Origin of the sequence: Bernardetia sp. ABR2-2B (assembly GCF_037126435.1) — a bacterium.
In the GTDB taxonomy this organism is placed as follows: domain Bacteria; phylum Bacteroidota; class Bacteroidia; order Cytophagales; family Bernardetiaceae; genus Bernardetia.
Map to the genome: position 1 here is coordinate 3,193,290 of NZ_CP147020.1, position 11,918 is coordinate 3,205,207.

Annotated in this window: 9 protein-coding genes; 5 read left to right on the top strand and 4 right to left on the bottom strand. The window is 31.4% G+C overall.

The window, feature by feature from the left end; translation table 11 throughout:
- Nucleotides 1-137 precede the first annotated feature (137 nt).
- Nucleotides 138-1,355: a hypothetical protein gene (locus WAF17_RS13550; RefSeq protein ID WP_338760407.1), complete on the bottom strand. Its 1,218-nt coding sequence runs from the start codon at nucleotides 1,353-1,355 to the stop codon at nucleotides 138-140.
- A 179-nt stretch (nucleotides 1,356-1,534) separates the two neighbouring features.
- On the opposite strand from WAF17_RS13550, the gene WAF17_RS13555 reads away from it, so the two are divergent.
- The 3 genes from WAF17_RS13555 to sppA all read left to right on the top strand — a co-directional run bounded on the left by WAF17_RS13555 (nucleotide 1,535) and on the right by sppA (nucleotide 6,405).
- A complete protein-coding gene (locus WAF17_RS13555) occupies nucleotides 1,535-2,788 on the top strand; it encodes a SpoIIE family protein phosphatase (protein ID WP_338760408.1) in 1,254 nt (417 codons plus the stop codon).
- A 108-nt stretch (nucleotides 2,789-2,896) separates the two neighbouring features.
- On the top strand, nucleotides 2,897-4,282 hold the full coding sequence (locus WAF17_RS13560) for a tetratricopeptide repeat protein (protein WP_338760410.1): 1,386 nt from the start codon (nucleotides 2,897-2,899) through the stop codon (nucleotides 4,280-4,282).
- A 176-nt stretch (nucleotides 4,283-4,458) separates the two neighbouring features.
- The gene (gene sppA, locus WAF17_RS13565) at nucleotides 4,459-6,405 is read left to right on the top strand and encodes a signal peptide peptidase SppA (RefSeq protein ID WP_338760412.1); all 1,947 of its coding nucleotides are present in this window, start codon (nucleotides 4,459-4,461) and stop codon (nucleotides 6,403-6,405) included.
- 157 nt (nucleotides 6,406-6,562) lie between these two features.
- On the opposite strand, the gene WAF17_RS13570 is transcribed toward sppA, so the two are convergent.
- Nucleotides 6,563-7,348 carry a hypothetical protein gene (locus WAF17_RS13570; RefSeq protein WP_338760415.1) on the bottom strand — a complete coding sequence of 262 codons (786 nt, stop codon included), beginning with the start codon at nucleotides 7,346-7,348 and terminating at the stop codon, nucleotides 6,563-6,565.
- 28 nt (nucleotides 7,349-7,376) lie between these two features.
- On the bottom strand, nucleotides 7,377-8,150 hold the full coding sequence (locus tag WAF17_RS13575; RefSeq protein WP_338760418.1) for a hypothetical protein: 774 nt from the start codon (nucleotides 8,148-8,150) through the stop codon (nucleotides 7,377-7,379).
- A gap of 174 nt (nucleotides 8,151-8,324) precedes the next feature.
- Between WAF17_RS13575 and WAF17_RS13580 the strand changes: the two genes are divergently transcribed.
- Complete coding sequence (locus WAF17_RS13580; protein ID WP_338770193.1) at nucleotides 8,325-9,176, top strand: FkbM family methyltransferase; 852 nt, start codon at nucleotides 8,325-8,327, stop codon at nucleotides 9,174-9,176.
- A gap of 2 nt (nucleotides 9,177-9,178) precedes the next feature.
- Here the strand turns inward: WAF17_RS13580 and WAF17_RS13585 are convergent, their stop codons facing one another.
- Complete coding sequence (locus WAF17_RS13585) at nucleotides 9,179-9,982, bottom strand: helix-turn-helix transcriptional regulator (RefSeq protein WP_338760421.1); 804 nt, start codon at nucleotides 9,980-9,982, stop codon at nucleotides 9,179-9,181.
- Nucleotides 9,983-10,447: 465 nt separating this feature from the next.
- Between WAF17_RS13585 and WAF17_RS13590 the strand changes: the two genes are divergently transcribed.
- Nucleotides 10,448-11,518 (top strand): glucosaminidase domain-containing protein, encoded by a 1,071-nt coding sequence (locus WAF17_RS13590; RefSeq protein ID WP_338760424.1) that lies wholly within the window; start codon nucleotides 10,448-10,450, stop codon nucleotides 11,516-11,518.
- The last annotated feature ends 400 nt before the right edge of the window (nucleotides 11,519-11,918 follow it).

Sequence of the window (11,918 nt, forward strand, 5' to 3'; positions counted from 1 at the left end):
CCGTCTATTAAAAACTAAGTATACTTGACTACAAACGGTCTGCTCTACGAGGCTGACCTATACAAAAATAAAGAATCAATAGTTTGTGTCTAGTTGTATAAAATTTTTCATAAGTCAATCTATAAGTACAATTATTTTTAGTTCCAAAAAATAATATTTTTAAGCGTTCGCAGGAAAGGATAAATAAGCCATAGAAAAGCAATTCCATATTTCAGATAATCCTTGAGTTTAATTTTATCCAAAACGAAGGCTATCAAAATACACAAAAAAGGGTAAATAATTGCCAAAAAACGCTCTGCATCTATTTTCATTCCTGCTCTGCTCAGAAGCATTCCAATTAAGTAAAAGAAAGTTATCCAAAAAATAAACAGAACAAACTTTGTATTTTTGAGTGGTCGCTCGTGGGGACACAAGCAACGGTTTGTTTTAGAAAAATAACTTATCATTGCTCGTGTTGCCAAGAGTGATAGTATGAACACAAAAAAAAGTAATAAAAAAAACCGAATTTCTAAAGGAATAGAAGGAGGAAACAACCAACGACTCAGAATATCGCCATAGTTAAGACATTCTTCTGAAAAGGTTCGTAAGGCAAGGTTATAAATTGTATTAAAGTTTCCTTGTGTTTTGATTTTGGCGTGAAGCCACCAAAGAAAAATGGGAAAAATAGAGGAGAATGAGAAATAAATTAGAGACTTAAAATATATATTTTTCCATAAAAAAGGATTTACAAGATTTACTTTGTTTTTAATCAGAACTGGAAAAATATAAAGTAAAATAATTCCACTATTTATTCCAATCACAAAATAAAGTCCTGCATTTCGCATAGCACAAAAAAGAAAGCCAAAGAGACAAAATAAGAGTAGCTTCTGATTTGTATTTGCTTCTTTAAAATAATAAAAAATCCAAACACAGCCCATCAAAAACAGCAAAAAAGGAGGTTCTGACCAAACAAAATGATGGATAAGGTAAAGAGGTGTTGCAGAAGCGAAAGCTAAAATAACCCACCATTTTATAATTGTTTTTTGAAATAACTTTTGAGTTAAATCAAAATAAAAAACATAAGTACCTAGAATGCAGAGTAGATTTAGAAAAACAGAATCTTTAAAAAGAAGAAGTAGAAAAGGAAAGCCTAATGCCCAAGCAATATAAGGTTGAGCATCTTTTTGAATAAAATCATAATTTAGAATTAAATTTTCGGCTGTTTTGAGATAATGAAACGAGTCGTGCGTTTTAGCTACTCCTTCTCCTTTATAGGTACTCCAAATTTGAAAAAGAAGTACAATCAAAAATCCGATTAGAAAACGAATTTTTGAATTAGAAGCCAAATCTTTGAAAGAAGAGAAATTAAGAAACATAAATTATAGAAATAGAAAAGAGTAAAATAAACTTATCAAATCTTATTGAAGCAATAAAAAAACAATGCTATAAAATACGTTCCTTTTTTGTAAATTGCCTATAAATATAACTACTACAAAAAAATAAGTAAAGACAGGAGTCAATACAAATAGAGTACAAATTACTCTTTCTATATATTATGCCAGGAAAAACTACCGAAACATTAAACGAATTAGAACTCAAAAAAATTGAGTTAGATTCACTTATCGATATTATAAAATCTATCAACGGAAATATTGCCGAGCAGGATTTGTACCGTACTTTTATGTTTACGTTGCGCTCTTATCCACATATCTCAAAAATGACCTTGTATGTCTTAGATGAAGATACAGAAGTAGATGCTAGTAGAAATAAGTGGTTTAATAAAGAAAGTTTTGGTACGTTAGCCAATTATAGAGATGTGCTTTTGCCTAATGAAATTTTAGAGATTCATAAAGTTTCTCCGACTACTCATTTTAATCATCTGAAACCCTTCAACGAATTTTGTTTCATCATACCAATCCATCATAAAGATGAAGTTTTGGCATATCTTTTTTTAGGTAGAGCCTATGATAATTTATTAGAAGAAGATTTAGATTTGCCTTTTATTCAAGCACTTAGTGATATTATAATTGTTGCTGTGGAGAATAAAAAAATGGCAAGAAAGCAGAAAATACAAGAAGCGTTTAATCGTCAGTTAGAAATTGCGAGTGAAGTACAAGCATTACTTTTGCCAAAGCATTTGCCAAATGAAGACAACTTTAGTGTAGTGGCAAGTTATTATCCTCATCATAATGTAGGAGGAGATTATTACGATTATATTCAAATTAATGAAAATGAGTTTCTGCTTTGTGTAGCTGATGTTTCAGGAAAAGGGTTTCCTGCTGCTATCTTGATGTCAAACTTTCAAGCTGCTCTGCGTACGATGGCACGTCAGACCATCGATTTAAAGAAAATTGTAGAAGAACTCAATCACTTAATTCTTCAAAATTCGGGTGGAGGGCATTTTATTACAGCCTTCTTTTTCTTATATAATAAAGAAGAAAAAACAGCAGTTTATATCAATGCAGGACATAATGCACCTATTTTGATGCTTGATGCTCATCATACTCAACACTTAGAAGAAGGCACAACTATTTTAGGAACTTTTGATACGCTTCCTTTTCTTACAGTTGCAACTATAAATGATTTAAACGACTTCTTGATTTTTTGTTACACAGATGGTTTTACCGAAACGGCAGCCGAAGATGGAGAAGAATTTGGAGAAGAAAAACTATTAGAAGGAGTAAAAGAAAATTTTGACCATTCGCATCAAGAACTTCACGAGCGTTTGTTTGATAAGCTACATCTTTTTAAAGGAAGTACACCTTATCCAGATGATATTACGTTGCTTTCTTGTAGAGTGAAAAAATAGTGTTGATAGTTTAGAACATTTTAATGAATGTATTTTACGAAATAATATTCTGCTTTTGTCAGACTTATTCTAATCAAAGGTAATTTTATGTGCTTAAAGCTAATACTTATGAAAAAACATATTTTAACCTTCTTAATCTTATTACTTGCTACTTATTCTTACAGCCAAAATCTTATAATAGATAGCCTTTCAACAGAACTAAAAAAGGCAAATACAGAGGAAGTAAAAGTTGATTTACTAAATAAAATTGGATGGGAATACTTTTTTGTCGATACAGAGAAGTATGGACAGTATGCTCATAAAGCCTATCAAAAATCAATAGAGATAAGTTATACTGAAGGAAGAATAATTTCACTTTCACACTTGAGTTGGTTTTATCAACAACGAAAACAGATTGATAAAGCTTTTGATTATGGTATTCAATCCGTAAAATTATTAGATTCTGCCAATATAACTAACTTACAAACTCGTGCTTGGGTCTATCTTGTTATAGGAGCAATATACGATATACAAGGTCAGTATGATGTTGCTTTTCCTTACTATGAAAAGTCTTTAAAATTATATAAAGAAGATAACGATTTGTTAAGAGCCTCGTGGGTCTTAGGAAATCTAGGAGCAGCTTATAGTGATAAAGAAGATTATGAAACTTCTATGTACTACAATCATCAATCACTATATACATATGAAAAACTAAAGGATTACAGTAGTATGGCGTTATCTTACAATAACATGGGAAGCATTCATATCATTTTAGAAAACTATGATTCTGCTGAATGGTATTTACAAAAGGGTAGGAAAGTTACGACTCTTGTAGAGGAAGATAACATAGAAAATAGTATTATTTTAAGTCAAATTGAGTTACACTTATTGCGAAACGAAAATAATCAAGCAAAGGGTTTACTTGACCAAATAGCTTATTCCTTAGAAAGAAATTATGATATAAGTATTGCATTGGTATATAGCAAACTAGCAACTCAATATTACGAAGCGACTCAAGAGTATCAAAAAGCCTTATTTTACGAACGCCAACAGCAAATATATACAGATTCTATAAATGATTTGGAAAGCCAGACAAATGCTGCTCGTTTACAAGGAAATTTTGAAATCGAGCGAAAAATAGCACAAGAACAAGAGGAAGAAGAAAAACAAAAACAGCTTCTAAAAGAGAAAATAGAAAGACAAAATATGCTTATCTATACAGGGATAACAATTATTCTTGTTGTGATTTTAGGTTTTTTATATCTTCTCAAAACTTTTAATGCTTCTGAAAGAGTACTCAAGGCTGGTTTGTTTTTTGTTCTTTTGCTTCTTTTTGAGTTTGTCCTCCTTTTATTAGAACCTAAAATAGAAACATTATCAGCAGGTAATATACTAATAAAACTTATAGCAAACTTAATTATTGCTCTTCCAATTGTGCCTTTACATAGTTGGCTAGAAAAGAAAATGATGTTCATTTTTATTGGAAAAAATAAACTAGAGGATAAAACAAAGTAACCTTGGCTCTGTAAATAATTTAGCGATATGGTTTTCCAAAAGCACAATGATGCCAAAATTAATTATCGTACTACTCCTCTAAATTATTTTATCAAAATTGTAATAAAAAAATACTTTTGACTACTTATTTAGTACAAAATCAATCAAACAATTTTTACTAAAACATATTCAAATTTATGAGTGAGCCAACTGACCCATTATATCCAAATAATTCGGAAAATACGGATAACAAAACAGACGCTAGAGCGCAAGAACGAATTAACCAACAAAGAAATGCACAAAATAGAAGAGTAGAGGCAGCAAAACAAAATCGCCCTTCTATTGGTCAGCAAATACTAGGATTTATAAAAGTTGCCTTTGCTTGTGCTTTTGGCATCGGAATCTTTTTCTTAGTAATGGGATTTATGTTTTTGATTGTTGGACTAACTAGCAGTAATGAAATTAAAATCAATGAAAATAGCGTTTTAAAAATTTCGTTGAGCCAAGCAATTGCAGAATATAGCAAAGATGACCCTTTTGCTGATTTGATGGCAGAATTACAAGGAAGTTCCACACCACTAAGTCTAGTAAATATAAAAGCAGCTCTCAAAAAAGCCAAAACAGATGATAATATCAAAGGAGTTTATTTAGAAATAACAGACGTTCCTGTTGGTTTTGCTATGTTGGAAGAGATTCATGCAGCTCTTGAAGATTTCAAAACATCAAATAAATTTATTTATGCTTACAGTAAATACTATGGCGAAAAAGGATATTATTTAGCTTCAACAGCTGATGAGGTTTATCTTTATCCCCAAGGAGCTTTAGAAATGAATGGATTTTTCTCTCAAATTCCATTCTTCAAAAAAATGCTTGAAAAATTGGATATCGAACCAAGAATCTATAAAGTAGGAACATTTAAGTCTGCTGTTGAACCATTTATTTTGGAAGAAATGAGTGAGGCAAATCGTGAACAAACAAGTGTTTATCTAAATTCTTTGTATGATACATATTTGAGTAATGTAGCTGCTACAAATACAAAAAGTGGACGTACAATGTCAGCAGAAGATTTAAGAGAAATTAGTGACAAAATGCTTATCAGAGAAGCTGGAGATGCTGTTACTTACAAGCTAGTAAATGATACACTTTATTATGACCAAGTAGAAAGTAAACTCAAAGTAGCTTTAGGAATAGAAGAAAGTGAAGACGAGAATACTAAAAAGACAATTTCTTTTGTCTCACTTCCTAAATATATCAAAACGATAAGTAAAGAAAGTAAAGGCGATTCGGACAAGCGTATTGCTGTTATTGTAGGTGAAGGAAATATTGTTGATGGAGAAGGAGCGCAAGGACAAATTGGAGGAGATGCTTTAGCTGCTGCAATTAGAAAGGCTCGTAAAGATAAAAAAGTAAAAGCTGTTGTTTTACGTATTAATTCTGGAGGAGGAAGTGCATTAGCTTCTGATATTATGTGGCGTGAAGTAATGCTTACTAAAAAAGAAAAACCTATTATTGCTTCTATGTCTGATGTAGCTGCATCAGGTGGATATTATATGGCAATGGCGTGTGATACAATCGTGGCGCATCCAAATACAATTACAGGTTCGATAGGAATTTTTGGAATGCTTTTCGGAATAGACCAGTTTGCAGAAAACAAAATAGGAATTACCTTTGATGGCGTAAAGACAGCAGAGTTTGCAGATTTGGGACTTCCTACTCGTCAGCCTTCAGCAACAGAAGATTCTATTATTCAAATGTCTGTCAATCGTGGGTATATAGATTTTACTACAAAAGCTGCACAAGGACGAAAAATGCCAGTAGAAAAGCTAAGAGAATATGCAGAAGGACGTGTCTGGACAGGAATTGATGCAAAAGAGCGTGGACTAGTTGATGTTTTGGGAGATTTAGATGATGCCATAAAAATTGCTGCAACAAGTGCAGATTTGGGAGAAGATTATCAAGTGCGTTATTATCCAGAACCAGAATCTTTTATTGACCAGTTTATAAATCAAGGAAGTCAAGCTAAACAAAGAGCTATAAAAGAAGAAATGGGAGAATTCTACAAATTCTATCAGTATTATAACGAATTAAAATTGATGCAAGGAACACAAGCTCGTTTGATTTTAGATGCCCAAAATATTGAGTAAATCAAGTTTTATACAACAGACTTCCTAGTCTGTTCGAAAATGGAAATACGACTTTATTCAAGCTAGGAAGTCTGAAATACATCTATTCTACAACTTGTTGTTGTGTCACAAAAAATCCAATTCAAATACATGTTTGAATTGGATTTTTTGTTTGTCGTTATTTGATATTCAAAACCTTCAAGCTATAAGGTAATTGTTCTAAGAACTCACTCCAATAGGGTATTTCATCTTGATGTAAAAGAGCATAGTAACTTGATTTTTGATTGTCTTTTGAAATGATTTCTAGAGAAAGAGAATAGTTAAGAATATCGCCTACATTATTTGCACGAATATACCTAAAAGAATAGTTCAATTGTTCTATTTGTTCGAAGGTAATAGTTCTCTCCAATGCTTTCTTTTTTATAGTAATTGCTTGTTTTTTTGCATTTAAAGCTAAATGAGATGCTTTTCTGGAACTTACTTTTCTTTTAAATAGTGAATTAGATTTTTTTGTGTGCATAATTGCTGCAATAATTCCCCCAATACAAAAAGCACTCAATAGACCAACGATAGGAGTGGTATGATAGCCCACAAAAACAGCTATAAAAAATAAGATAATAGCACTTAGCATAAAAGCAGAAACCAATAAAAGATTTTCAAACATAGTCTTGATAGTGTCATCTCTTTCGTGATTTCCTCTTTTAAACAAAAAAGGTAAATATTCTAATGGTTTGGCTTCTAAAAATAAACTCTTAGGTTTTGGAATATCAGTAAGCGTTTCAGCTTGATTACAATGTATCTCTCCTAGATATTCCCAGCTTTCAATAAAAAAAGCTGATTTACAGGCAGAGCAAATAACAATTGTATGTCCTTCTTCAATTTGTTCGCCTGTGATTGGGTCTATTCTTCCTTGTTCTAAAAACTCTGAATGTAATTCTTTTTCTAAAAGATGTGGGTAGTTCATTTTTTTGATTTAGTGATTAAATTGTTCTTTATTTTGTAATCTGTAATACTTTCAAATTGTAAGGTAGCTCTTCCAAAAAGTTACTCCATTTTATTATCTCATCGTTATTGATACTTGTATGGTATTTTATTGTGTTTTCTCTCATAGAAATAGAAGTAATTTCTAGAGTAAGAATATAATTAGGTTGCATATATACCAAAGAGTATTCTATTTGCCTAACTTTTTTGAAAGGTAAAGATTGCTGTTTTTTGTTTCTCTTTATTTTTAGAGACTGGTTTTTTGAGTCTATTGCTATATAAGTATCTTTTTTAGGATTAGAGGAGATTCCATGCTTTGCTTCTTCTTGTTTTTCATCCATTTTGATTGCAATCAAAATTACTAATCCGAAACAAACAAGCCCAGCTAATATTACAGAGATAAAATATCCAATCAATACCGTAAAAATTCCTAATCCTAATAATGAGGAGGAAGTATATACTAATAATTTCAACATCTCTAAAGTTCCTGCTGAACCATCTTTGGCAAAATAAACTCCTTTTCTAAACAAAAAAGGTAAATATTCTAATGGCTTGGATTCTAAAAAGAGGTTTTTAGGCTTAGGAATATCAGTAAGTGTGTCGGTTTGGTTGCAATGCTCTTCTCCCAAATATTCCCAGCTTTCAATAAAAAAAGCAGACTTGCAGGCTGCACAAATAACAATTGTATGTCCTTCTTCTATTAACTCTCCTGTGATGGGGTCTATTCTTCCTTGTTCTAAAAACTCTGAATGTAATTCTTTTTCTAAACGATGTGTATTTGTCATATAGAGGGTATATACGAGAAAATTAAAGTTGAAGTTTAGATTTTTTATGAAATTATTTTCTATTAGTAAATCTCAATTGCCTATCAAAGAAAAATCAACTACATCTTTTTACGGCTATTAATTTCAATAATTATATATTACTTTTGACAAAACTATAAGTTATCTAGCTTCAAAATTTATCATAAAATGACACGTTGGGAAAAAATACGAATTATAATTTCAAGAGGTTGGTCGCTATCAGGCAAATACCGTTTGGCTCGTTATATGTCAAAGCAAAACAAGAAAAATGCCCTTTCTTTTGAAGGAATTTCGTGGATGCAAAATGAAAATATCCTACTTCATATTGATACAAAAAGCTATGTAGAATGGTCTGTTTTTTCGATGGCAGAATACGAAACTGAACTTGCTCGTCTTATCCAAAGCCAAGTAAAAGAAGGAAATATATGTTTGGATATTGGTGCAAATATCGGAATTCAGAGTTTGAGAATGGCGCAAAAAACGACACAGAGAGGAAAAGTAATTGCCTTCGAACCTGTAACTCATTTGAGAGAACGTTTAGAAAAAAACATAACTTTAAATAGAGCTACTCAAATAGAAGTTTTGCCTTATGCACTTTCTGATTTTTCAGGAACTTCTACAATGAACATTAATAAAGAAGACGAAAATCAAGGTACGGCATCACTTTCTGAAAATGGAAATACTGAAATACAGGTCAGAAAAGGAGATGATTTGTTAGAAGAAAGGAAGATTGAAAGACTTGATTTTATAAAAATAGATGTAGAAGGGTTTGAATATCAAGTTTTGATAGGTTTGAAGGAAAGCATAAAGCGTTTTCGTCCTTCTATCGTCTTTGAATATGATGGACATTATGCTAAAGAAAGAGGAGGAAAAAGTTATCTTGATTTTTATCAATTCTTTGAGGAATTAAATTATACTCTCTTTGGAGTAAATGAAATTGGAGGCGAAAAACTTAATAAAGACAGCCAAAATATAGAAGCGAACGTGTTAGCCATTCCGAATAAATAAACTTACTCTTCTTCATTTTTTCTTTCTTCCAAAATTTCTAAAGCACTTTGTAATTTTTGCATTGTTTGGCGAAGCTCATTTACTTGTGTCGGAACTTGTGGAAAATCCAAACTAATATAGGCAGCAAAACGCCAAATTTCCTCAATATCTTCTACCAAAACAGAATATGACGAAAACTGTCCGTTTGTATCTTCCAAAAGAAGTGTGTCGTTTTGTGAAATCTGATTTTTTATTTTACGAAAAATAATACCAGTATTTTCAGAAACAATAATACAAGGTTCATTATCTTTTAGCTTGTTCCAATCAGCCACAAAAGCACCTACTACAATACTATTTGTTGGCGCAGCTAAAAGCGAATCCGAAATCTCAAAAGCTCTATATGTCTGATTGAGTGGCAAGGCAGGTAACTGGCACTTTGGCAAACCAGCTACAAAATCAATATCTGAATATCCTTTTATATAATCTTCTTCTGAGTCCAAACGAACAAGCTCAATATATTCATTTTCGTTTCGGTCTTGTGTAATACTCAAAACACGCAATCTTTCAGCTGCTGCGTATTTTTTCAACTCTGGTAATTCAGGTGTTTCTTTAATCTCCACTTCTAAAGATAAATCAGTATTAATAAACTGCTCTAAAGTAATACTAAAAAAATTAGCAATTTCTAATAAAGACTCCAATTTTGGTGTCGCTCTTTCCTCTTCGTATGAGCCAATCTTCTTCAAAGACACCCCTAGGTGGTTTGCTAGAGCTTCTTGTGTCAAATTATTTACACGACGAAGGTGTCGCAAGTTAGAAGAGAAGAACATAATCTATATGAGGAGTAAAAAAATAAATGAGTTTTTGATAAAATTTTTAGCAAAAAGTTTGGTGTTTATCGAATCAACTCTTATATTTGCTTATAATATTAGCAAAAAGAGTAAAAGAAACTCCAAGTTAGCATAGAGAAAAATCAAAAAAATAGCTTTTTCTCCTTCTTTCGCTAAAGATTCAGCAAGTTAGAAATTATTCTTGTCAATCTGTTATCTTTTTTGGAATTATTTATCAAAAAGAAGAGTTTTATCTTAAAATTGCTAATAAAATTAGTTTTTGTTTGCTTTTTTTAATCACATTGCAAAAATTATCAAAAAAATATGGATTACAATCATAATTTTTAATTCGTAATTCATAATTGTTTTTGAATATTCTATCAAACAAATAATTCTGTTTTTATTGACCTATTTCTACTTATTACCTCGGATAAATCTTAACGACTTATTCAACAAACAAATACCATGATGAAGCAACTAATAATACTTGACGACGCATTTCAAACACTAAACGAAGGAAAGAAACTTCTTTCACAGCCTGTCTATTTTGAAATTCCATACTGGAAAAAAACAGTAGATTTCAAAATAGAAATTACAGACCGTTGGCTGATGGTAATCATTGCAATTTTAGTAATGATTATCGGACTTCAATGGTGGATTCCACAAAACAGCAACACGACACAAATTGATAATATGCTTGTTCAGATGCCAAATAAAAGTAGTGTAATTCCTACTTCTATGCCAGCAGCAGAGCCAATCAATGATGTTCTTTCGTATATAATGACGCATTTGGAAGACAGCAAAACCGAAACTCCACAAACGAATCAAGAGCAGAGAGATAAATTTTTGGTGCAGAAACAGCTTCTGATTACTAAATACATGATAGAAAACAAGGCTTCTCGTTTGGACAAACTACCTGATGATGCACTCTTGAATTTGAATAAGGAAATTACACAGCTTTTTATTGAACTTGTTCTGAACAATGTAAATGCACAAAAACACGTCTATAAATACTTTACAGACAATACAGATTTGAATAAAATAGAAACATCGCTTATGGAACAAACAAAATTTCACGTTCCTGCATCGATAAAACTAGCTCAATCTGCATTAGAAACGGCTTATGGACAGCGAATTGTAGATAATAATTACTTCGGAATAAAGGATAAAAATCAAAAAAGCAGTCTAACAACCACAACAGAATATTATACAGCTTTGGAGAAACAAGCTAATAAAAGTATAATTGTGAGTTCTAAACGAGTAGTAAAAAACGGCAAAACGCTCTATAAATGTATCGTAAAAGATCACTTTGCAGAGTATAATTCGCCTTGGCATTCGTTTCGTTCGCATTCTGTTTTTCTTAGCACCAATAAACGTTATTCTCCTTTATTTACGAAAGGAAAAAATTATGAAGATTGGGCAGACAAAATTGGTTCTACAAAATATGGAGGCGTAGGATATGCAACTTCTCCAATTTATGGTGAGATTTTGAAGAAAATTATCAAACGTTACCACTTAGATTTATTAGATTTTTAAACAAACAATAATAATCTTAAAAAGTCTAATCCAAACTTTGATGTTTGAATTAGCTTTTTTTTGCCTCATTCTCTTTTTCCAGCATTTTTCCTAACATCAGGAAAATAGCCTAAAATGCCTTTAAAGAAGTTTTTTCTGTATAAATTAAGAAATATGATATACCCTTTTACTGGCGCAAGATTCTATCTTGTGCCTACCTATTCTGTCAGCATATGCTGACGAAAAAGAGCGTCCAAGCAATACACTTGAACGAGATATTTTTAAGGAAAAATAGCTTTTATTTTGGTATAATCATCACTTTTGAGAGATAAGTAACAGTTAAAAAACAAATTAGAAAACCTACTCTAAAAACAGAGTAGGTTTTTTTTGCATTTTTCCTAACGACAGGAAAATAGCCTAA

Coding starts and splice junctions, on each gene's coding strand:
- WAF17_RS13550 (WP_338760407.1), bottom strand. CDS start 1,355: ATGTTTCTTAATTTCTCTTCTTTCAAAGATTTGGCTTCTAATTCAAAA.
- WAF17_RS13555 (WP_338760408.1), top strand. CDS start 1,535: ATGCCAGGAAAAACTACCGAAACATTAAACGAATTAGAACTCAAAAAA.
- WAF17_RS13560 (WP_338760410.1), top strand. CDS start 2,897: ATGAAAAAACATATTTTAACCTTCTTAATCTTATTACTTGCTACTTAT.
- sppA (WP_338760412.1), top strand. CDS start 4,459: ATGAGTGAGCCAACTGACCCATTATATCCAAATAATTCGGAAAATACG.
- WAF17_RS13570 (WP_338760415.1), bottom strand. CDS start 7,348: ATGAACTACCCACATCTTTTAGAAAAAGAATTACATTCAGAGTTTTTA.
- WAF17_RS13575 (WP_338760418.1), bottom strand. CDS start 8,150: ATGACAAATACACATCGTTTAGAAAAAGAATTACATTCAGAGTTTTTA.
- WAF17_RS13585 (WP_338760421.1), bottom strand. CDS start 9,982: ATGTTCTTCTCTTCTAACTTGCGACACCTTCGTCGTGTAAATAATTTG.
- WAF17_RS13590 (WP_338760424.1), top strand. CDS start 10,448: ATGATGAAGCAACTAATAATACTTGACGACGCATTTCAAACACTAAAC.